21 protein-coding genes and 1 pseudogene are annotated in these 20,274 nt (G+C 64.0%); 4 read left to right on the top strand and 18 right to left on the bottom strand.

Translation table 11 applies throughout. The features are described 5' to 3' along the window. Nucleotides 1–180: 180 nt before the first annotated feature. The 12 genes and pseudogenes from MTX21_RS05000 to MTX21_RS04945 all read right to left on the bottom strand — a co-directional run bounded on the left by MTX21_RS05000 (nt 181) and on the right by MTX21_RS04945 (nt 8,255). Nucleotides 181–1,074, bottom strand: a complete 894-nt coding sequence (locus MTX21_RS05000; RefSeq protein WP_280970799.1) for a hypothetical protein — start codon at nt 1,072–1,074, stop codon at nt 181–183. Between the two features lie 14 nt (nt 1,075–1,088). Next, on the bottom strand, nt 1,089–1,910 hold the full coding sequence (locus MTX21_RS04995; protein WP_280970798.1) for a sulfite exporter TauE/SafE family protein: 822 nt from the start codon (nt 1,908–1,910) through the stop codon (nt 1,089–1,091). A gap of 31 nt (nt 1,911–1,941) precedes the next feature. Beyond that, nucleotides 1,942–2,889 carry a DUF1259 domain-containing protein gene (locus MTX21_RS04990; RefSeq protein ID WP_280970797.1) on the bottom strand — a complete coding sequence of 316 codons (948 nt, stop codon included), beginning with the start codon at nt 2,887–2,889 and terminating at the stop codon, nt 1,942–1,944. Nucleotides 2,890–2,941: 52 nt separating this feature from the next. After that, nucleotides 2,942–3,337, bottom strand: a complete 396-nt coding sequence (locus MTX21_RS40040; RefSeq protein ID WP_341510736.1) for a PepSY domain-containing protein — start codon at nt 3,335–3,337, stop codon at nt 2,942–2,944. Nucleotides 3,338–3,513: 176 nt separating this feature from the next. Then, nucleotides 3,514–4,278, bottom strand: a complete 765-nt coding sequence (locus MTX21_RS04980) for a CbtA family protein (protein WP_280970796.1) — start codon at nt 4,276–4,278, stop codon at nt 3,514–3,516. Between the two features lie 10 nt (nt 4,279–4,288). After that, a complete protein-coding gene (locus MTX21_RS04975) occupies nt 4,289–4,486 on the bottom strand; it encodes a CbtB-domain containing protein (RefSeq protein ID WP_280970795.1) in 198 nt (65 codons plus the stop codon). 2 nt (nt 4,487–4,488) lie between these two features. Further along, the gene (locus tag MTX21_RS04970; RefSeq protein WP_280970794.1) at nt 4,489–4,779 is read right to left on the bottom strand and encodes a hypothetical protein; all 291 of its coding nucleotides are present in this window, start codon (nt 4,777–4,779) and stop codon (nt 4,489–4,491) included. Continuing rightward, entirely contained in the window at nt 4,776–5,357 is a 582-nt protein-coding gene (locus MTX21_RS04965) for a hypothetical protein (protein WP_280970793.1), read from the bottom strand. The genes MTX21_RS04970 and MTX21_RS04965 overlap by 4 nt, the downstream gene beginning before the upstream one ends. Nucleotides 5,358–5,503: 146 nt before the next feature. Beyond that, nucleotides 5,504–5,761 carry a hypothetical protein gene (locus MTX21_RS04960; RefSeq protein WP_280970792.1) on the bottom strand — a complete coding sequence of 86 codons (258 nt, stop codon included), beginning with the start codon at nt 5,759–5,761 and terminating at the stop codon, nt 5,504–5,506. A gap of 85 nt (nt 5,762–5,846) precedes the next feature. Continuing rightward, on the bottom strand, nt 5,847–6,173 hold the full coding sequence (locus MTX21_RS04955; RefSeq protein WP_280970791.1) for a hypothetical protein: 327 nt from the start codon (nt 6,171–6,173) through the stop codon (nt 5,847–5,849). A gap of 38 nt (nt 6,174–6,211) precedes the next feature. Continuing rightward, nucleotides 6,212–6,388, bottom strand: coding sequence for a hypothetical protein (locus MTX21_RS04950; RefSeq protein ID WP_280970790.1), 177 nt, complete (start codon nt 6,386–6,388; stop codon nt 6,212–6,214). A 125-nt stretch (nt 6,389–6,513) separates the two neighbouring features. Beyond that, nucleotides 6,514–8,255 (bottom strand): annotated as a pseudogene (locus MTX21_RS04945) (adenylate/guanylate cyclase domain-containing protein). A 321-nt stretch (nt 8,256–8,576) separates the two neighbouring features. Here MTX21_RS04945 and MTX21_RS04940 point away from each other — a divergent pair. Next, nucleotides 8,577–10,781 carry a lytic transglycosylase domain-containing protein gene (locus MTX21_RS04940; RefSeq protein ID WP_280970789.1) on the top strand — a complete coding sequence of 735 codons (2,205 nt, stop codon included), beginning with the start codon at nt 8,577–8,579 and terminating at the stop codon, nt 10,779–10,781. 83 nt (nt 10,782–10,864) lie between these two features. Here MTX21_RS04940 and MTX21_RS04935 read toward each other — a convergent pair whose 3' ends face one another. The 3 genes from MTX21_RS04935 to MTX21_RS04925 all read right to left on the bottom strand — a co-directional run bounded on the left by MTX21_RS04935 (nt 10,865) and on the right by MTX21_RS04925 (nt 11,819). Further along, nucleotides 10,865–11,023, bottom strand: a complete 159-nt coding sequence (locus tag MTX21_RS04935) for a hypothetical protein (RefSeq protein ID WP_280970788.1) — start codon at nt 11,021–11,023, stop codon at nt 10,865–10,867. 215 nt (nt 11,024–11,238) lie between these two features. Continuing rightward, on the bottom strand, nt 11,239–11,427 hold the full coding sequence (locus MTX21_RS04930) for a hypothetical protein (RefSeq protein ID WP_280970787.1): 189 nt from the start codon (nt 11,425–11,427) through the stop codon (nt 11,239–11,241). Beyond that, nucleotides 11,424–11,819 carry a hypothetical protein gene (locus MTX21_RS04925; protein ID WP_280970786.1) on the bottom strand — a complete coding sequence of 132 codons (396 nt, stop codon included), beginning with the start codon at nt 11,817–11,819 and terminating at the stop codon, nt 11,424–11,426. Before MTX21_RS04925 ends, MTX21_RS04930 begins: the two co-directional genes overlap by 4 nt. A 719-nt stretch (nt 11,820–12,538) precedes the next feature. On the opposite strand from MTX21_RS04925, the gene MTX21_RS04920 reads away from it, so the two are divergent. The 3 genes from MTX21_RS04920 (at nt 12,539) to MTX21_RS04910 (ending at nt 16,116) form a co-directional block, all read left to right on the top strand. After that, the gene (locus MTX21_RS04920) at nt 12,539–14,974 is read left to right on the top strand and encodes a PAS domain S-box protein (RefSeq protein WP_280970785.1); all 2,436 of its coding nucleotides are present in this window, start codon (nt 12,539–12,541) and stop codon (nt 14,972–14,974) included. After that, entirely contained in the window at nt 14,971–15,642 is a 672-nt protein-coding gene (locus MTX21_RS04915; RefSeq protein WP_280970784.1) for a response regulator transcription factor, read from the top strand. Before MTX21_RS04920 ends, MTX21_RS04915 begins: the two co-directional genes overlap by 4 nt. Before the next feature lie 87 nt (nt 15,643–15,729). Then, nucleotides 15,730–16,116: a response regulator gene (locus MTX21_RS04910; RefSeq protein ID WP_280970783.1), complete on the top strand. Its 387-nt coding sequence runs from the start codon at nt 15,730–15,732 to the stop codon at nt 16,114–16,116. Between the two features lie 29 nt (nt 16,117–16,145). On the opposite strand, the gene MTX21_RS04905 is transcribed toward MTX21_RS04910, so the two are convergent. The 3 genes from MTX21_RS04905 to lpdA form a co-directional block, all read right to left on the bottom strand. After that, nucleotides 16,146–17,117, bottom strand: coding sequence for a tripartite tricarboxylate transporter substrate binding protein BugD (locus tag MTX21_RS04905; RefSeq protein ID WP_280970782.1), 972 nt, complete (start codon nt 17,115–17,117; stop codon nt 16,146–16,148). A gap of 124 nt (nt 17,118–17,241) precedes the next feature. Beyond that, nucleotides 17,242–18,483: a threonine synthase gene (locus tag MTX21_RS04900; RefSeq protein WP_280970781.1), complete on the bottom strand. Its 1,242-nt coding sequence runs from the start codon at nt 18,481–18,483 to the stop codon at nt 17,242–17,244. 213 nt (nt 18,484–18,696) lie between these two features. Beyond that, nucleotides 18,697–20,118, bottom strand: coding sequence for a dihydrolipoyl dehydrogenase (gene lpdA, locus MTX21_RS04895; protein WP_280970780.1), 1,422 nt, complete (start codon nt 20,116–20,118; stop codon nt 18,697–18,699). Between the last annotated feature and the right edge of the window lie 156 nt (nt 20,119–20,274).

The raw sequence follows: 20,274 nt of genomic DNA, 5'->3' as shown, positions 1-20,274 counted from the left end.
TGACCTTCGCGGCACTTAGCCGAGGCACTGGGGCGGCTTCAGTCGCTTCGCCACCTTGCGCCCTACGTTTCAGTGGCTTTGATCGTCCTGGTCAGCATTTGCACTGGGTCGGCGGGCTTGCACCAACTCCTTTCGTAATGCGTTTCGAGCGGGCGCCTCAGCGCGCAGCGACAATATGCCCTAATCGGCCAGCACCAGGACGCCACCATGCCTGGGCGAGATCACGTAAAGCCGGTCGGGCGCCACGATCGCCGTAGTATGCGCACCCTCCGCCGTGACCGTCTGCATTCTGCTTCCGGTCCTCGGATCGATCGTCTCGATCACGCCGGGGTCACCGATCGCCACATGCACGCGGCCGGTCGCCGGGTTGAAGAACGTTACGTCAGGCGGTCCGGCAATCGGCCATATGTTGGTGACTTGCCCGGATGTGCTGTCGACTTCGACCAGATCGCCGCCATCGCAGGCCGCGTAGAGACGATTGCGCGCATGATCGATATCGAGACCATGCGCGCCCCCGGACGGCAGCGGCCAATGGACGATGTCGTCCAAGCCGGGCAATCGCGCCGTCAGGATCATCGACGGTTCGCGGATGCAAAGGAACACACGCTGGGCGTTCGCGTCGGTGACGCACCAGCGCGGCCTGCCCGGCAGATCGATCGCCCGCTGTGTCACCTCCCTCAAATTGATGACCTGCAGTGTCGGGCCTTGATGGGCATCGCCGATGCAGGCGGCTATGCCGATACCCGATCGCTTGACGAGCGCCGCGCCGTTCGGCCGCGGCCCCGATGGGAAGACGCCCTTGATGTCATAAGTGTTGGCATCCATCCACGTGATTGTCGCGGCACCGCGATTGGTCGTCAGGATATCGCCGTCATCGGCGACGGCACCGGCGATCGCCGGAAATCCCGGAAGCGTCGCAATGTGCTTCTGCGCATCATGGTCGACGACTTCGATGCAATCGCGCGCCGTGTGAGCAATGAAGACGCGACGGGTCTTGGAATCGAACGCGGCGTGATCGAAGTCGCTGTCCAAACCGTTGGGTATGGGGACAACGCCAAAAGTCGTCAGGGGCATGCTCGCCTCGTCAGCTAGCGGGAAACAAACGGCGACACGGAGACGATCAACGACAGTCCCGAGAACAACAGAAGCACCAACACGGTCTTGCGGAACGTCTCGTCGTCAATCTTTCCGAATAGCCTGAAGCCGGACCAAAGGCCGGCGATCATAAAAGGGACGCCGAGCGCGTAGAGCGCCAACGTGTCCCTGGTAATGGTGCCGGCGGCTGCTTGAGACAGCGAGATCACCACGAATGCCGAGAACAGCACCGGCTGAAACACCGCACGCTGCACGTCCTTGGACCAGCCCCGCCATTGGCAGGAGATCGTCGAGATCACGCCGCCGAGCCCGGTCAAGCCGCCAAGCAAACCGTTCGACAGGCCGATCGCGATATCGGCCCCGGTTCCGATCTTCATCGGAGCGAACGCGGGCCGGAGCAGTCCGTAGATCGCATAGGCAATCAGCAGGACCCCGACCCCAAATCGAAGGTAAGCGGGATTGAGGTAGGTCAGAATGCCGACGCCGATGGGTACGCCGACGACGGTCCCGAGTGCGAGTGGCCACGCCTTTCGCAAGTCGAGGACATGCCGCAGCTTGAGGACACCATAACCCTGCGTGAGCAGACCATAGCCGGCAATCAAGGTGGCGGTTTGAACCGGCGTGATGATGTGCAGCCATACGCCTGACACGACGAGGCCCATGGCAAAGCCGGAAAAGCCGCTGACGAAACCGCCGACCAGGGCGGCCAGAGCAAAGACAACGAAGACGAGTTCGTCCATAGGATCGCTCCCCCGAAACGAGGCGGCGAACGCTTGGATGGATACCCATCTGATGGGGAGGTCGCGGATCCCCAAACTGCATCAATTTATACTGCCGTGCCGGCCGTCAGCCCTTCGTGCTCGCAGTCTTGTCGAGCGCGGCGCGCAGGCCCTTGGCGAGCTTGATTGCGTCGTCGTTCGCCCAGAAATGCATGAAGAACATCCGTGGCTGCTCGTTCAGCATGTGGCTGTGCAGCGCCGTCACCTCGATCCCGTTTGTCCGCAATGCGGTGATCACCGGGTTCACCTCCTCACCCGTCAGGATGAAGTCGCCGGTGATTGCGGCTTTGCCGGCGCCGGTCGGCTGGAAGTTGATGCCTATTGCAACGCCCATCGGCCCGACCGGGGTCAGCGCCATGCCGTCTTCGGTGATGGGATCTCGCCGTGGCACGTTGAATTGATAGACGCCGCCATTGGCCTGTCCTTTGACACCGATGATCTGATCGAGCTGCGCCGTGTCGAGATCGACCGCAGGCGGCGGATTGGCCGGTGCCGCAGCCGTCAGCGGGGTCTTGCTCTCGGCAAGCGCATCGCGGATTGCCGAGGCGAGCTTGGCCGGATCGCCGTGTCCCAGGATATGCATGTAGAATGTTGCGGGGTTTGCCCGCAGCAGGTGGTTATGCACCGCGGTGATCTCGATCCCGCTCGCAATCATCTTTGTCATCACCGGACTGATCTCGGATTCCAGCAGGACCAGATCGCCCATGGCCATCACGCCGTCGTGGGCCGGTTTGAATGCGACCCAGCCGCCGAGCGCGAGTGCCGGCTTGATTGTCACGCCGTCGAGCGTCACGGTAAGATCGGACCGCGCAAACCCGTAGCGATGCACGTCGCCGCTGACGGCGGGTTTTCTGCCCAACGCCTCATCGACCTTTTGCCAGTCGACATCCGGCGCGGCTTGCGCCGTCGAAACGAATGCTTCGGCGAACTTGCGCCAATCGGCGATGTACGCGGTCGTGCCGAGGGCCAAGAGGCAAGCGCTGGCGGCAATCAACGCTGAGATTCTGCTGCGCATTGTTCTGCTCCTTGAATTGGATTTCGGAGGCTCTTGCAGACCTCGCACACACTCATTTCTGCGGCTTGATCTGGCCGCTGCTGTCGACGACGAGCCGGACTTGCTTGCCGTCCTTCACCGCCCGGACGACCATGCCTTCAGCGGTCGACTTGATGTCGCTGACCTCCGAATAGCCGGCGGCCTGAATCTTGGCGACAAGCTCCTCTTTGGTCAGGGCTTGCGCCGGTCCGGCCGCAATCGCGAGCAACATGGCGGCAGAAGAAATGACCCGTTTGCGCATGATTGTTCTCCTGGTTGTAACTCTCTGCCCCAGGTGAAGTTCGTTCGATCGCCGGTTTCCGCGGCCCACACGGCGCGGATCAACGGCGTCGATCATCGTCGGCGCGCTGGTGGTGACACCGATCGGTCGGGAAAGCTTGTCGGGAAAAACTGAGCTGTATGTAGACATGCTGCGTCCTTCGTGATCAGGACGCGATTCTTCGGCATGTCGCCTCGCGGGGAGATCGCTTTCCCCGTCGCGCGAATTAAATATCCGCCGCGCGCGATGTCAACCCGCGCGCGTTCACGATGGGCAAGGAACCGAGCCGCACCTTTTCAGTTTGCTGGACGTGAAGCCCGCCCGATTTAGGCGCTCAGCTCCGCTCCACGATCGAAACGCGCGAAGAGCGCGCTCGTCAACGAACCTAACAGGCTCCAGAAAACCAGACTGGTGAGCGTCACCGCGACCATGAACTGATGCGACAGCGAGCTCGGCACGTTGGTCTCGACGTGTTCCAGCTCGGGCGCGCCGATCAAATGTGGCAACGTCAGCAGGATCACGCCGGCGATTGCCGCAGGCACCGAGCGGCGGAAGACGATCATCGCAAGGCCCGCAGCCGTTGCCAGCACGGCGGTCAGCCACCAGATCTGGCGCGACAGCAGCGGTGCGGACGGCACGCCCGGCAGTTCCGGTGGCAGGCCGAGGCCGGGCGCGATCGTGAACACGGCAAAGCCAGCCAATCCCCACATCAGACCTTCGTGCCAGGAGATGCTCTCGCCGATCGCTCCACTGCGGACAGCGAAGAAGCCCGCCAGAAGCAGTGCGAAGCCGATCGCGGTCAGCACATTGGCGGCCGCCGTGTAGGCGTTGCGCTCGAGGCCCTCGCGCGGCTCCCAGGCCCCGGCCCCGTGGTCATGGTCGGCGTGGCTGTGCCCCGCGTGATCATGGCCGGTCGCGGCCGCTTGCGGCGCCGCAGCAGCCTCATGCTGGTGCGTCTCCGCGGCCTTCTCGAAGACCTCGGCCTTCAGGATCAGGGGGACGGTGCCGAACTGCTGGACCGCCGTGACGATGAGACCAACGATGAAACCGGCAATGACCGACGAGAAGACGATCGAGCGAAACGTGCCCATGCCACCCCGGTCAGTGGCAGGGGAAAGCGTTCGAATGGCGCACGTCGTGCGCAGCATTGTGGATGACATCGATGTGGGAAAAGCCCACGACGCCGACGACGAAGAGGCCTAGCACCATGGCCATCAGGGCTTGCGAAAGCCGTCCCACCTGCACGGCCGCGACCGGCAGATGCGTAACCTGGGCATTCGTGAGCTGGGATTGGCTCATAGCTATTCTCCACTTGCGATTTGGGCGTCTTCTAGCAGCTTCCGGGCGATGTCGCGACTGGTAAGATGCACGCTCGTGCCCGCCGGAATGCCCTTGCGGGCGATCTTGGCACCAGCGGCGGCCCGGAAAGCCCCCTCAAAGCGCCGGAAATAGCCGAGGCAATCCTCGACCGCGGGCTCGGCGCCGAGCAGCGTCCGGAACGCGCCCCGATGCACGGCGCAAATAGCGCCATGCCCCCGGACCGGAAAGACCAGGGAGGTGATGTCGGCGCGCCAGTGCACCTCGTCGTTCAAGTCGAGATCGCGCGTTGCTGCCCGAGCTGATTGAGCAGGCGGACGATTTCGCAGGCCGCAACGAGACTGATCAGCCAGACGGCGCTCAGCAACCCAAGCCGCGTCACGATGGCAGCAGTAAAAGCCATCTCCCCGCCGAGGAACGGCGTGACGGCAAACAGCGCGAGCTCATAGGCGGAATAAGCGCAAGCGAGCGTGAGCGTCAATGCCAGCGGCGTGCGGTTCGGCGGCAGCACGCGGAGAACGGCCGACGAGACGGCTGTAGCAGCGAGCGCGGCGGCGCCGACAACAAAATCCCAGGCGATGGTGCTGGCATCGACGGGATAGTGCAGTGCGCCGAAGCCGATGGTCTGATTGACGAGCCAAGCGCCGGTGACGACCAGCAGCGCCGGACGCAGCGGCAGCATCGCCGCCGCCACCACGGCGAAGGCCGCGAACGGTGTCGCGCAGGCCAGCGCAAAGCTCGCGAGCGCGCACGATACGGTCAGCAGCGCAAAGCAGAACAGCGCCGCATGGCGCGGCTCGACCGGACACATACGGCAACGGTCGGCGTGAACCGGCAGGATGTCGAGAGCCATGAACGATCTCCTTGCCGGACGTCTTAGCACATTTGCCGAGGTGCGACAGGGATTGACGGCGAAGCCGAGCGACGCAGCTTTCCCAAGACTACGTCGACGCGCGAGACGACGCGGCTGCGCTGCACCGTGACCGAGAGCGCAGCAGCTCAGGTCCGCCCTCTCGGACGCTGAGCCTGGGCCCACGCCATCTCAACGTCGCGGGGCGGAGCATCGAGCCGCCGGACCGGAGTCAGCTCGCCGGATGCCGAGATGATCGCGGTCTCCTCGCGGTGGCAGCGCGGGCAAACGAAGCGAACTTCGTGCGGCGACGCCGACCAGCTCGACTGCTTGACATTGGCCGCCATCGGCCAGGCTTCGCAATGCGCGCAGGACACCAGGAACCGACCGGGATCGAGCATACCCATCTTGAAAGCCTCCGGCCTGCCCGCCTCCCCAATGATTAACTCGCGTGAATCGTTCCGGAATCAGCCTTCACGGTGGGCCTGCGGCTCAGTGCGCGCCCTTGAGCGTGCAGGACGTCGTGCAGGTGACCGTGGTGCCGTGGTCGCATGCCTTGCAGGCGTTCACGCATTGTGCCATGTCGCGCGGATTGTAGGAGCTGTAGTTCCGCACCGGGCATGCCGCTGTCGAACCTGTGACGTCTTGCTCGGGCTCGCAAGCCGCCGTCATGAGCGCAAGGAAGATGACCGCAGAAAGCCGCATGGGATCGCCCTGTGAGACACTGGCAAAAGCGACGTCCTCGGGGCGCACGCCATGTGGCAACAACCCCGGCATTCCCACCGGGAGCAGTCGCAAATCACGACGCTCCGCATCCATGAGGATGCGCGCCAAATGTTAAAAACGGATTGCCGGCGTCAGGCCGCGGCCTTGCTCGCGATGACCTGCCGCATGTCGTTCGCGAGCTGGTAGTAGTGTCCCGCGAGCTTGAGGTAAAATTCGCGCTTGGCGCTATCGGTGGCGAGCTTGGCGATCAACTCGCATTCGGCGGTGAGTGTCTCGAAGCGTTCCAGCCTGTCCTGATGCTCTGTCATCGCCGTGTCCCCATTTTACGCAACAAGGACACTAAACCTAAGCCCGGGAAATAGGTCACTGCCAACATCGTTATTAGGTAGCATCAATTTTTCCCGGCGCAGGCAGCGCCGGCCGGCGCGAAGGACTATTTGCTGTCCATTCGCCAGGCACCGTCCCAATCGGCGGACGGCGGCTTGGCCTCAAACTGCGCGATGCGAGCGAGCATGGTACGTGACGGGCCATCGCCGGGGACGCTCTCCAAGGCGGCATTGAAGGCGGCGCGCGCATCGTCGAAACGGCGCGTGCGATAGGCGGCAAGGCCCTCGGCATAGCGGGCCCGCAGGCTGGTCTGCGCCTCGGTCAGCGCGCCGGCTCTTCCCAGCACCTCGAAGACGGCTTGCGGAATGCTCTGGCCCACGACGACGAGACGGTCGACCTCGCGCAGCTCGCAGCGCGACCCGATCGCATCCGCCGTCGTCTGCGAGATCAGGATGCGGGTACCGTAAGCCTTGTTGACGGCCTCCAGCCGCGAGGCGAGGTTCACCGCGTCGCCCATCACGGTGAAGCTCATCATCAGATCGGAGCCGATGCTGCCGGTCAAAACCTCGCCGGTGGCGATGCCGATGCGCAAGTCGCATGGCGCCGGCATGGCGCGAATGCCGAGCAGGTCCGGCAACTGCTTCTGAAGCCCGGGCACCTGGTCGGCCATGTCGATGGCGGCAAGGCAAGCAAGTTCGGCCTGCTCCGCATCCTCGATGAAGGGCGGGCCCCAATAGGCCATGATGGCATCGCCGATATATTTGTCGATGATGCCGCGATTGTTTCGGATCGGGCCGGACATCACCGTGAAGTAGTGGTTCATGACCTTGACGAGGCCGCGCGGGGTCATGCCCTCGCTCATCGAGGTGAAGCCGCTCATGTCGCAGAACATGATCGTCATCACGCGGCGCTGGCCGTCGATGGCGACCTCCGGCCGGTCAATCAGCCCCTGCACCACCTTGGGATCGATGTAGCGGCCGAAGGTCTCGCGGATGCGCTCGTTCTGGCGCAACTGCTCGATCATGCGGTTGAAGGCGCGGGCAAGCTCACCGATCTCGTCCTGGGTCGAGACGGTGATGGGCTTGTCGAAGCGACCCGCCTCGACCTCGCGGGTACCGGCGAGCAACAGTCGCACCGGCCGCGTGATACCGCTGGACACTAGGAGCGCAAAGGCAAGCCCGACGATCGCCGCGAGCGCCGTCACGAGATGATGATCGCCTGATGCTGGTGGCGGATCACCTGCGCGGTACTCGCGAAAACCTGTGACAGCATGTCGGCGCGGACGGCGTCGATGCGCTGGGTGAAGAGGTCGCGGAGCGTATCGATATGCGCAAGCGTCGCTCGCGCCTCCGCCATATCCTTGTTCACGTCCTTGGCGTCGAGCAGCCTGAGCAGCTTGGCGTGGTCCTGCTCGAGTTCGCGGCGAAGTTCTGTGACCGCGTTTTCGACCCGGGTCTCGATGCGCGCCAGTGCGGCATTGTCCGAGGGCGTGCTGGGATCGTCGATGATCGCGAGGATCAGTTTCCGCGCTGCTTCCGCCTCCGCCGCGATCTTGCTGTCCTCGTCCCGGAACTCGCGAAGGCGCGCTGCATAGGCCTCCTCATCCGAGGGCGTCTGCATCCTGACGATCACCATGCGTCGTAGCGCCAGCGCCCGCTCCAGCGAATGGATATTGGCACGCGCGAGGTGGCCATAGGCGGGAATGTAGCGGTTGGTCAGCTCATCCAGGAGATGACCGACGCGGCTCGACATCACCATCGACAGGATCGCGGTGACCAGCATCAGGATGATCAGTCCGAGGGCGATACCGACGATCTTGCGCCGGATCGACTGGTTGAATATCGGCATAAGTGCAAGCAAAGGGCTGAAGAACGGCTCGGGAACCTCAATACACCGGATTTGACCGTGGGAACACGTGCAATCTGACCGCGAAAGCGGGCGGCGGGCGCGCTGAAGCGGCGCAACTGGTGCGTGCGGCAAGACCAAATCGAAGTCCTTCCCCTCCACCGGAAAAGTTCCCGCTCGTTCCATCCGTTTTTTGCCGCAATGTTGCGTGAGCGTGACCGGCGCGAAACGATGCCCTATCATCACTGCCGCATCGCTTCTGAGTCTCAAGCCGCATCCGATCGCGGACCTTGGTTTGTAGTGGTTTCGCAGGGGGACCATCGAATGAACCAGTGCCTACGCTCGCTCGCGTGTGCCCTCGCCATTGCCGCGCTTGCTCTGATCTCGACCGAGGCAACGGCGAGAGGCAGTCACAAATCATCCGCACCGAAGAAAACGCATGAAGCCAAGTCTGGCAACAAGGCTGGCAAGCAGCGCCATGCCGCAGCGGGCAAGGCGCGGCACGGCAAACAGGCCGAAGCCAAACGCAGGTCGAAGAAGCCGGACGACGATGAGCCCTCGGACAAGCCGACGGCACCGCCCCTCACCGGCGACCTCGCCGCGCTGAAGGATGCAATCGACCTCGCGCGCAAGGGCAAGACCGGCGACGCTACCGCGGCGCGCGACCGGATCACCGACCCCGCGGGGCAGAAGCTCGCGGAATGGTTCATCCTGCGCCACTCCGAGACCACGGCGAATTTCGACCGCTACGCAGCCTTCATTGCCGCCAATCCGGACTGGCCGAGCAGCGCGCTGATGCGCCGGCGCGCGGAAGCGCGGCTCTGGCAGGACAAGAGCGCTGCGGCCACCGTGCACAAATTCACGATGGACCGGCCAACCAGCGCCAAGGGCAAATTTGCGCTCGCCCGCGTGCTGCTTGCCGAGGGCGATCGCGACCGCGCGCAAATCCTTGTCCGCAGTGCCTGGCGCACCGACGAACTGTCCGAGCGCAGCGAAGAGGATGCCTATGAGGCGTTCGGCGATCTCCTGACCGCGGACGACCATCGCGCACGCATGGACAAGCGCTTGGGGGCCAAGGACTACGCCGGCGCGAAGCGCGCGGCCAAGCGGCTCGGCAGCGACGAGCTTGCGATCGTCAAGGCCTGCGCAGCGGTCACCGGCAAGGCGAACAAGGCCAAGGACTATCTCGACGACGTGGCGACTGAAACGCGCCGCGATCTCGGCTACGTGCTGTGCCGCGCGCAGTGGCACCTGCAGAAGGACCACATCGATGATGCGGCCGAGGTGATCCTCGCAGCCGCGCCCGCCACCATGGCGGCCCAGGATACCGACGCCTGGTGGCGCGAGCGGCGCCTTCTGGCGCGCAAGCTGCTCGACCAGGGCAAGTCCAGGACCGCCTATGACGTGGTGCGCACGGCCGCAGTGCCGGAAAAGGAGGTCTATCGCATCGACTACCACTTCATGTGCGGCTGGATCGCACTACGTTATCTCGACGACCCCAAAACAGCGATGGCGCACTTCGCCTCGATCGACGAAGGCTCGGTCAATCCGATCGCGCTGTCGCGGGCCCATTACTGGCGCGGCCGCGCCGCCGAGGCGATGGGCGCGACGGCCGATGCCCGCCAGAGCTATCAGGCGGCGGCGCGTTATTCGACCGCCTATTACGGTCAGCTCGCCCGCGCCAAGCTCGGCCTCCACCGGATCGAGCTGCGCGCGCCCTCGCCCGTACTGGCCTCGGCCGACACACCGCCCGCAGACGAGCGCGTGCGCGCGGCCGACATGCTCTACGCCATCGGCGAGCGCGACGTCGCGTTCTATTTCGTCGGCGATTTCGCCGAGCAGAGCAGCGACGTAGCCGCCCTCGAGGGGCTCGGCGAGCTCGCTGGCCGGCACAACGACGCCCACGCAATGCTCGAGATCGGCAAGTCGGCGCTGGCACGCGGGCTGGCGCTTGACCATTACGCCTTCCCGACCATCGGAATCCCCGCGCACAAGCAGATCGCGCCCGAGATCGAGCAAAGCGTGATCTACTCGGTGGTGCGCACAGAAAGCTCCTTCGACCAGCGCGACAAGTCGCCCGCTAACGCGGTCGGCCTGATGCAGGTGACGCCGGAGGCGGGGCGCGACACGGCCAAGCGCTTCGGGGTGAGCTACGACTGGGACCGCATGGTCTCCGATCCCGTCTATAACACGCAGATGGGCGCGGCCGAGCTCAGCGCGCTTCTGTCGGAGTATCGCGGCAACCAGATCATGACCTTCGCCGGCTACAATGCCGGCCGCGGCCGGGTGCGCGACTGGGTGCAGGCGCATGGCGATCCGCGCGACCCCAATGTCGATCCGGTCGACTGGGTCGAGCGCATTCCGCTGTCTGAGACGCGCAACTACGTGCAGCGCGTGATGGAGAACGTGCAGGTCTATCGCCAGCGGTTCGAGGGCATTGGCGTTGCGACAGCGAAGTCCGAGCAGCGCGTCCCGACGCACGAAGTGAGCGCGGCCCCGACGGCATCGGCCGCAGCCCCCGCGCCCTAGGCGTGCACCGCCGGGGCTGGACGCGGCGCGACGCTGGACGCGGTGACTGCGGCCGACGGCTCTGCGCGGCGCGCATCATTCGGCTAGCCGTCACCTCCTTCCCTGGTCAGAAGGTCGTGCGTGCGCAGATATGCCTCGGTCAGCGAGCGCGAGAGCGCGCCCATGTGCATCATGCAGCTCCAGCCCGAAATCGCCGCCAGCACCGTGATCGCTTCGAGCGAGCTGCGATAGGGCCAAAGCATGTCGATGGCCGTCTGGTGATATCGACGGTAGCAATCGTAGTCGCAATACCGCTCTTGCTTGGATACATGCCGTACGTAGCTCGACCCCAGCGGCTGGGCGCACGCACTGCAGGCTGCGCCATGGCGGGGACATTCCTGATTGACGAGCATGAATCTCAACGCCGTGTCCTTTCCTGCCGAAAGGTGCATGCACCGATCGTCTCGCCGCAACCTGCTCAAGACGCCGCTCGCGCGCGCTCCCCGATCGACGACACCGCTTCGTGATGACGCGCGTAGCATGCGTGGTCGCAGTAGGGCAGCGATGTTCGGACGTCGCGCAGATAGCCGCCGCTGATCTCCTCGCAGCACCACAGGCAGAACGTCTTGCGAAACGGCGTCCTGCCATTCACCAGTATGAACCTCACGTGGCACCTCCCAGCGCGAAGCAGTAGACCGTATCGACCATCGAGGCGGACGGCGGCGGCGCGCAAAGATGATTGCGGCCGTCGGGATTGTCTCTGTTGCGTTCAACCTTCTGGGGCGGGATGAGGATGTATTTCCCGTCTTCCCGGCGGCGCGCGTAGATCCTGCCGTCGACGTACCGTATCTCGGTCGGGTAGCAATCCGCGTCGTTGCAGCAGCTCAGCGCTGGATTGTCGGGCATGTGCCAGCCCGAATAGAACTTCTCGTGCAGCAGTAGATCCTGCGGCGGATGGTGACGATGTGCGCCGTCCTGCCCAGCCTCCTCAGCCTCCACCGCCGTCATCGACGGAAGCGAAAGCATCATGACCAAGAGGAGCTTGCAAGCACGGCGCACCGCACGACCTCCCGATTCAGAGTCTGCCGAATGGACCACATCCGGCGGCCGATCCTCACGCCGCCTGAAATCGGAACAGCCAGCGGCGGTCGCGCTCGCGACGCGCCCTGAAGTGGTCGAGACATTTCCTCGAGCAGAGCGGCGCTTTCCAGGAATAGTATCGGATCAGACCAAACTTCCCGCCACAGACGGCGCAGCCTTTGGAGTCAGCGCGGCGCTCGGAGTGTTCAGACCTATCGCACATTGTCCTCTCCTTTGACCTCTCGGGGGTCCTGGCTTCCTTGTGCGCAAATGCGCGGTCACCACGGTCGTCACGGAAAATGCGGCTTCTCAATCGTGCCCCGCCAATTCATCCGGGAAGTCAGGGCGGCGGAGGCGGAGCCCGGCTCTTTGGGTGCAGCACACCGAGCTTCTCGGCAATTTGTGCTCCGCAAATCGACTCCTCTCGATTGGCCGCAAGACTATTCCCCGCGCAACCGCTCGCTCAATTGTACGGAGGTAAATGCGCGCTAGAACTAGGGATGGGCGAGCTATACGTAGGTTTGTTCCGTAGTACTCCGGAGCTTTTGCCGACCTCGCGCAACGAGACGGCGCAACGCTCGCAGGCTGCACGGTGCCCGCGAAACGGACGCAAAGCCCGGCTTTGGTCAGAAGGAGAATTGCTCCCCTTGTTCCAAAGTGCTCTACTCACATCGACCATGCGCGCCGGGACGCCTGCGATGATGCCTGGCCAGATCGCAAAATTTGGGAATTCGGCCGCACAATTGCTGCTCGGCGGCCTCGCGGCGCTTCGATCATTCGGCAATGGCGAGAAGGACAAGCCCGCGGTCGGAGATGATCCGCGGCAGGACATCAGCGATCTGCGCGACGCCGTGAAGCAGTGGCGCGAGGTGTTCGAGCACAATCCGGTCATGTACTTCATGGTCGATCCGGCCGGAACCGTGCTCAACGTGAATACGTTCGGCGCCGCACAGCTCGGCTACACGGCGCCCGAGCTAATCGGCCAATCCGTGCTGAACGTCTTCTTCGAGGAGGACCACGACGCCGTCCGTCGGTGCATCGCGTTGTGCCTGGAAACCGTGGACCAGTCGCATACCTGGGAGATTCGCAAGTTCCGGAAGGACGGTTCGGTGCTCTGGGTCCGTGAAAACGCCAAGGCGATGCTGCGCGGCGACGGCACGCCGATCGTGCTGGTCGCCTGCGAGAACATCACCCAGCGCAAGGAAGCGGAGGATGCGCTCCGGCAGAGCGAGGCCTACCTCGCCCAGGCACAGGAATTGAGCCGCACCGGCAGCTTCGGCTTGAGCCTCGCGACAGGCGAGGCCGTCTGGTCAAGGGAGACCTTTCGCATCTTCCAATGCGACCCGGCGACAAAGCCGACCCTGAACTTCGTCTTTCAGCGCATCCATCCCGAAGATCGCGACACGGTCCGAAGGACGCTTGATCGGGCTTACCGCGAAGCAGAGGATTTCGACCACGAATATCGCCTGCTGATGCCGGATGGATCCGTCAAATATCTGCACTCCGTGGCGCGCGCGGTGCGACATGCGTCCGGGCGCATCGAGTTCGTCGGGGCTGTCACCGATGTCACGGTTGCAAAGGAGGCGGAACAGAGGCTGCGTCGCAGCGAGGCCTATTTGGCCGAGGCCCAACGGCTCAGCCACACAAGTAGCTGGGCCTGGGACGTGCGCCGTCAGGAGTTCGCCTACCGGTCGGCTGAACTGTACCGCCTGTTTGGATTCGAGCCGGACCAGATCGATCTACCGGCGCGGGCTTTCCAGCAACGTATCCTGCCCGAGGACTTTCGACGAATTGTCGAGGTGGAAGCCCAGGCAATCCGGGAAAAGAAGCCCTTCGAAGTCGACTTTCGCATTGCGCGCCCGGACGGCTCGATCAGACGTGTCCATACCGAGGGGCATCCCGTCATAGGGAGCGACGGCGAAGTGATGGAAATCATCGGCACACATGTGGACGTCACCGAGCAGGTCGCCGCCAAGGAAGCGCTACAAAGGGCATTCGACGAGCTCAAGACATCCGAGCAACGATTCCGCGACTACGCCGAAACCGCATCGGACTGGTTTTGGGAGACCGGCCCGGACCACCGCATCACGCGGATATCGGAACACACCGATACGTCCACCGCCCCGCCGACGGGTTTGATCGGCCTGACCCGTTGGGACATTCCTCCCGATGCCGAGCTCGAGCCGGAGAAGTGGGAGCAGCATCGCGCGGCGCTCGATGCCCACCTTCCGTTCCGCGACCTGATCTACCACAGCAAGGATCGCAACGGATCTCCAATCTACGTGCGCACCAGCGGCAAGCCCTTCCATGACGCGAGCGGCAATTTTCTCGGCTATCGTGGCGTCAGCACCGACGTAACGGCGGCGATCCGCGCCGAGCAGGCCGAAGAAGCGCTGCGCAGAGCGCAAGCCGAGCTTACCCACGTCACGCGCGTCACGACGCTCGGCGAGCTCACGGCCTCGATTGCCCATGAAATCACCCAGCCTATTGCCGCCGTGATCTCCAATGCGGACGCCTGCATCGGCTGGCTCGGCCGCCAACCTGCTGATCTGAAGGCTGCGCGCCGTTCCGCGGAATGGATCGTCGAGGATGCCAATCGGGCCAGCGAGGTGATCCGCCGGATCAGGGCACTTGCGAAGAAGACCGAGATCGAAGTGGGTCCACTCGACATCAACCAGGTCGTCAGGGAGGCGGTGGCCCTCGTTCGGCGCGAGCTCGCCACCCATGCTGTGTCGGTGCGAATGGAGTTGACGTCCGACCTGCCCAGCATTTGCGGCGACCGGATTCAGCTCCAGCAGGTGCTGATCAACCTGGTGATGAACGGCATCGAAGCCATGCAAACCAATGTCGACCGCCCGCGCGAGCTGACGATCCGCTCCAGCCGGGCGAGCGATGACGGCGACGGCCGGCTGCTCCTCACCGTGACGGATTGCGGTGTCGGTCTTGGCAAGGACGTAGCGGACCGCATCTTCACGCCCTTCTTCACCACCAAATCAGGCGGCCTGGGGATGGGGCTCTCGATCTGCAGATCGATCATCGAGGCTCATGCAGGTCGGCTTTCGGCCTTTCCCAACGACGGAGGCGGTGCAACATTCCAGATCGCCCTGCCCTTGCCGCACGAGGACACGTCGTGATCGACCACCCCAAGCCGACCCAGACGCAGGCGAGCGCCGATGGTCCGATCGTCCTGATTGTCGACGACGATCCGTCGATGCGTCGCGCACTCACCAATCTCTTTCAATCGGTCGGCCTCAAGGTCGAGGCCTTCGGCTCGGCGGCCGAGATCATGGACGCCAAACCGCCGGCGGTGCCGAGCTGCCTCGTGCTCGACATCCGCCTACCGGGCTCAAGCGGCCTCGACCTCCAGGCGGACCTCGCCAAGGCCAATATTCACACGCCCATCATCTTCATCACCGGCCATGGCGATATTCCAATGACCGTCAGGGCGATGAAAAGCGGCGCGGTCGATTTTCTGACCAAGCCGGTGCGCGACCAGGACATGCTGGATGCGGTGCAGGCTGCGATCGAACGGGATCGCAAGCGGCGCGATGCGGAGAAGTCGGTCTCGGGCGTGCGGTCCCGCTTCGAAAGCCTGACAGTGCGCCAGCGCGACGTCCTCACCTTGGTCGCGTCCGGCCTGATGAACAAGCAGGTCGCTGCCGAGCTTGGCTTGGCGGAGATTACCGTCAAGATCTATCGCGGGCAGATCATGCGGAAGATGGGCGCGAAGTCATTGGCCGATCTCGTCAGAATGACGGAGGCACTCGGGATCTCTCGCACCAGGGGGAACCTGCAAACCTAAGTATGCTTTTCAAGTTCGCTCCGGGGGCCCACTTTCCAGTGGGCGGCTGCGCCAAGGTCGGCGGCTCCCCGATCAGGAGCGATCTTCTTGTCAGTCCCTTCGATCATTTCTGTCGTCGACGATGATCCATCCGTCCGCCTTGCGACGAACAATCTCCTGACGTCGCGGGGATACACGGTCTACACCTTTGGCTCCGCTCGCGAATTTCTCCAATCGGCCGAACTCAACACGACCTCCTGCGTGATCGCGGATGTACAGATGTCGGCCATGAGCGGCGTTGATCTGTTGACGCATATGCGCGGCCTCGGCCGCCGCACGCCCTTCATCTTCGTGACGGCCTTTCCGGACGATGCCGTGCGTGACCGCGCATTGAGAGCCGGCGCGATCTGCTTTCTCGCCAAGCCATTTTCCACGCCCGCCCTGATTCAATGTCTGGAGACGGCGCTGTCGGCGCCCGGTGACGCCGCCATCTGATGCGGCCACACTCGCCCTGGCGAGGCGCCTCAATCCACCTTGATATTGGCGGCCTTGATGATCGGCCACCATTTTGCGATCTCGGCTTTCTGGCGTGCGCCGAGGGCTTCTGGGGTGAGCTGATCCTTGGGCGTCATCTCCAGGCCCTGGTTTTCAAGCTGCTTCTTCACCGCGGGATCGTTCAGCGCTTCCACCGCCGCGGCGTTGAGCTTGGTCACGATCTCCTTCGGCGTGCCCTTCGGCACCCACATTCCCGACCACAGCGTCATGTTGAAGCCTTTAAGACCCGCCTCTGCCGCGGTCGGAATCTCCGGCGCCGAGGACAGGCGCTTGTCGTCGCTGATCGCATAGGCGCGGATGGTGCCGGCGCGGACCTGGTTGATCGAGTTGGAGGTCTGGTCGACGATGATGTCGATCTGCCCCGCGATGAGATCGTTCAGGGCGGGGCCGGTGCCGCGATACGGTACGTATTGCAGCTTGATGCCGGTGACGCTTTCGAAATAGACGCCGGCTATGTGGCTGCCGGAGCCCGCGCCGGCCGTGCCGGCGGTCGCGGGTGACGGCCGCGATTTGAGCCAGGCCAGCAGGTCCTTCAGCGAGGTCGCAGGCACGGCATTTTTGCTGACGACGATCATCGGGTTGCTCGGCAGCAACACCACCGGTTCGAGATCGGCAACCAAATCGTAGTTGAGCTTGTAGACGGCGCCGTTGGCGACATGGGTGCCGAGATGGCCGAAGGAGATGGTGTAGCCGTCGGGCGGCGAATGCACGGCACGGCCGACGCCGATCGAGCCGCCGGCCCCGGTGACGTTCTCGATCACCACGGCCTGTCCGAGCGTCACCCGCATCCGCTCGGCAAGCACCCGCGCCATCGCGTCCGAGGGGCCGCCGGCCGCGAACGGCACGATGATGGTGATGGGGTGTGAGGGAAAATCGTCGGCACGCGCAACGCCCGTCAACGCGAGAATGCCGATCAGCCCGGCCCAGACGGCCTTCTTCATTGTCGTCTCCCCAGCAATGTCATTCTTATTTTTTGTCCTCTCCCCGCGTAGGGGAAGAGGGATCATTCGTGACGTATTGCCGCGCCGGAGCGCGTTCGTCGCGCTCCGGCCGCTTGGTCCCGCGCTAGAACTGCGAGTAGTCGATCGGCTTGTGGCGATCGAGCGTGCGGGTGACCGGCGGCAGCGGATATTTCAGACCGGTCGCGCAGTTGAACAACATCACGCGATCGGTCTTGCCGACGCGGCCGTCGGCCAGACTCTGCTTGTAGGCGGCGTAGGTGGCGGCGCCTTCCGGGCACAGCAACAGCCCCTCCTCGCGCGCAACCTCGTTCAGCGCGGACGAAATCTTGTCGTCGTCGACCGCGATGGCAAAGCCCTTGCTCTCGCGCACGGCGCGCAGGATCAGGAAATCGCCGATCGCCTGCGGCACGCGGATGCCGGAGGCGATGGTGTGGGCATCCTCCCAGCGCGTCGCATGCTCGGTGCCCGCCTCATAGGCGCGGACCATCGGCGCGCAGCCCGACGCCTGGACCGCGACCATGCGCGGGCGCTTGGCACCGATGAAGCCGATCTTCTCGAGCTCATCGAAGGCCTTCCACATGCCGATCAGGCCGGTACCGCCGCCGGTCGGGTAGAAGATCACGTCGGGCACGTCCCAGCCGAGCTGCTCGGCGAGCTCCAGCCCCATAGTCTTCTTGCCCTCGATCCGGTACGGCTCCTTCAGCGTCGAGGTGTCGAACCAGCCGACCTTGGCCTTGCCCTCGCCGACGATCTTGCCGCAATCGTCGATATAGCCGTTGACGCGGTAGACGGTCGCGCCCTGGAGCTCGATCTCGCTGACGTTCACCTCGGGCGTATCGGCCGGGCAGAAGATCGTGGTCTTGATGCCGCAGGCCGTCGCATAGGCCGCGACCGCGGCGCCTGCGTTGCCGTTGGTCGGCATCGCCATGTGCTTGATGCCGAGCGCCTTGCCCATCGACACCGCCATCACCAAGCCGCGCGCCTTGAACGAGCCGGTCGGCAGGCGCCCCTCGTCCTTGACGATGATCTCGCCGCCGCCGAGTTTTGCCCCGAGCTTCGGCAGCCGGATCAATGGCGTGGTGACCTCGCCGAGCGAGACGATGTCCTTGCATTTGCGGACCGGCAAAAGCTCGCGGTAGCGCCACATGTCCGCCGGACGTTGCGCCAGCGCATCCTTCGTCAGCGCCTTCTTCACGCCGGCGAGATCATAGCGCACCAAAAGCGGCTTGCCGGCCTTGGAGAGGTTGTGGACCTGGTCGGCGGGATAATGGTCGCCTTCCATCGCGCATTCGAGATGGGTGACGAAGGTCGGGCGTTCGATGGTGAGGTTGTCGTTGTCTTGCATGGGTTCGTCCCTCTTCTTGTTCTGGTCTATTCCCTACTCAATCCGTCACCCTGAGGTGCCGGAGCGAAGCTGAGGCCTCGAAGGCCGACGGCCCGCCTGCGGAATCCTGGCCGTTCATCCTTCGAGGCGCCCAGCGCGTTGCGATGCACTGCGCAGCTCGCACCTCAGGATGACGGGACTGCTATCGCCGCGCGACGCGGATCTTCAGCCCGATCAAATATTCAGCACCCGCCCGTAGGCATCCAGCACGGCTTCCTTCATCATCTCCGATAGCGTCGGATGCGGGAAGACCGTGTGCATCAGTTCCTCTTCCGTCGTCTCCAGGTTCATGGCGACCACGTAGCCCTGGATCAGCTCGGTGACCTCAGCGCCGATCATGTGCGCACCGAGGAGCTGGCCGGTCTTCTTGTCGAAGATGACCTTGACCAGCCCCTGGTCCTCGCCGAGCGCGATCGCCTTGCCGTTGCCGACGAAGGGGAAGCGGCCGACTCGGATCTCGCGGCCATTCTCCTTGGCCTTGGCTTCGGTCAGGCCGACGGAAGCGACCTGCGGATGGCAATAGGTGCAGCCCGGGATCATGTTCTTTTCCATGGCGTGCGGATGCAAGCCCTTGATCGCCTCGACGCAGATCACGCCCTCATGCTCGGCCTTGTGGGCCAACATCGGCGGCCCGGAAACGTCGCCGATGGCGTAGATGCCGGGAACGTTGGTCTTGCCGTAGCCGTCGATCACGATACAGCCGCGGTCGGTTTTGACGCCGAGCTTTTCGAGCCCAAGATTCTCGATGTTGCCGACGACGCCGACCGCCGAGATCACACGCTCGAACTCGGTGGTGACCGGCTTGCCCTTGCCGTCGTCGATGGTCGCAACGACGCTGTCGGCCTTCTTCTCGAGCTTGGTCACCTTGGTCGAGGACATGATCTTGATGCCCTGCTTCTCGAAACGCTTTCGCGCAAGGCCTGCGATCTCTGCGTCCTCGACGGGCAAGATCTGCGGCAGCACCTCGACCACGGTCACATTGGAGCCCATGGTGTGGAAGAAGGAAGCGAACTCGATGCCGATTGCGCCGGAGCCGACGACGAGGAGCGACTTCGGAATCCGCTCCGGCACCATCGCCTCGAAATAGGTCCAGACCAGCTTCTTGTCCGGCTCGAGCCCGGGCAGCACGCGCGGCCGCGCCCCGGTCGCGACGATGATGTGCTTGGCCTGATAGGCCCCCTCGCCGAGCGCGCCCTTCGGTGCCTCGACGTCGGACTTCTTCACGGTGATCTTGCCCGGCGCATCGATCGAGGCGGCGCCCCAGATGACGCTCACCTTGTTCTTCTTCATCAGGAAGCCGACGCCGTCGTTCAGCCGGCTCGAGACGCCGCGCGAGCGCTGCACCACGGCTTTCGCATCGAACGAGACTTTCTCCGCCGACAGGCCGTAGTCCTTGGCGTGCTGCATGTAATGATAGATCTCGGCCGAGCGCAGCAGCGCTTTCGTCGGAATGCAGCCCCAGTTCAGGCAGATGCCGCCGAGATAGGACTTCTCGACGATCGCGGTCTTGAAGCCGAGTTGCGCGGCACGGATCGCGGTGACGTAGCCGCCGGGGCCGGAGCCGATGATGATGACGTCGAAGGATGTATCGGCCATGCTGTACGCTCGTTCCCGTTCGACCGGCCTGAATGTTCGAGACCGTCATTGCGAGGAGCTCTTGCGACGAAGCAATCCAGCCTGCCGGTAGCGCCCTGGACTGCTTCGCGGAGCCTGCCATCGGGCTGCGCTTTACGCAGAACCGATGGCTCGCAA

The sequence above is a fragment of the Bradyrhizobium sp. ISRA430 genome, assembly GCF_029909975.1.
Classification (GTDB): Bacteria; Pseudomonadota; Alphaproteobacteria; order Rhizobiales; family Xanthobacteraceae; genus Bradyrhizobium.
This window is presented reverse-complemented; position numbering and strand designations above follow the sequence as displayed.

Coding starts and splice junctions, on each gene's coding strand:
- MTX21_RS05000 (WP_280970799.1), bottom strand. CDS start 1,074: ATGCCCCTGACGACTTTTGGCGTTGTCCCCATACCCAACGGTTTGGAC.
- MTX21_RS04990 (WP_280970797.1), bottom strand. CDS start 2,889: ATGCGCAGCAGAATCTCAGCGTTGATTGCCGCCAGCGCTTGCCTCTTG.
- MTX21_RS40040 (WP_341510736.1), bottom strand. CDS start 3,337: ATGTCTACATACAGCTCAGTTTTTCCCGACAAGCTTTCCCGACCGATC.
- MTX21_RS04980 (WP_280970796.1), bottom strand. CDS start 4,278: ATGGGCACGTTTCGCTCGATCGTCTTCTCGTCGGTCATTGCCGGTTTC.
- MTX21_RS04975 (WP_280970795.1), bottom strand. CDS start 4,486: ATGAGCCAATCCCAGCTCACGAATGCCCAGGTTACGCATCTGCCGGTC.
- MTX21_RS04965 (WP_280970793.1), bottom strand. CDS start 5,357: ATGGCTCTCGACATCCTGCCGGTTCACGCCGACCGTTGCCGTATGTGT.
- MTX21_RS04960 (WP_280970792.1), bottom strand. CDS start 5,761: ATGGGTATGCTCGATCCCGGTCGGTTCCTGGTGTCCTGCGCGCATTGC.
- MTX21_RS04955 (WP_280970791.1), bottom strand. CDS start 6,173: ATGGATGCGGAGCGTCGTGATTTGCGACTGCTCCCGGTGGGAATGCCG.
- MTX21_RS04950 (WP_280970790.1), bottom strand. CDS start 6,388: ATGACAGAGCATCAGGACAGGCTGGAACGCTTCGAGACACTCACCGCC.
- MTX21_RS04940 (WP_280970789.1), top strand. CDS start 8,577: ATGAACCAGTGCCTACGCTCGCTCGCGTGTGCCCTCGCCATTGCCGCG.
- MTX21_RS04935 (WP_280970788.1), bottom strand. CDS start 11,023: ATGCTTTGGCCCTATCGCAGCTCGCTCGAAGCGATCACGGTGCTGGCG.
- MTX21_RS04920 (WP_280970785.1), top strand. CDS start 12,539: ATGATGCCTGGCCAGATCGCAAAATTTGGGAATTCGGCCGCACAATTG.
- MTX21_RS04905 (WP_280970782.1), bottom strand. CDS start 17,117: ATGAAGAAGGCCGTCTGGGCCGGGCTGATCGGCATTCTCGCGTTGACG.
- MTX21_RS04900 (WP_280970781.1), bottom strand. CDS start 18,483: ATGCAAGACAACGACAACCTCACCATCGAACGCCCGACCTTCGTCACC.
- lpdA (WP_280970780.1), bottom strand. CDS start 20,118: ATGGCCGATACATCCTTCGACGTCATCATCATCGGCTCCGGCCCCGGC.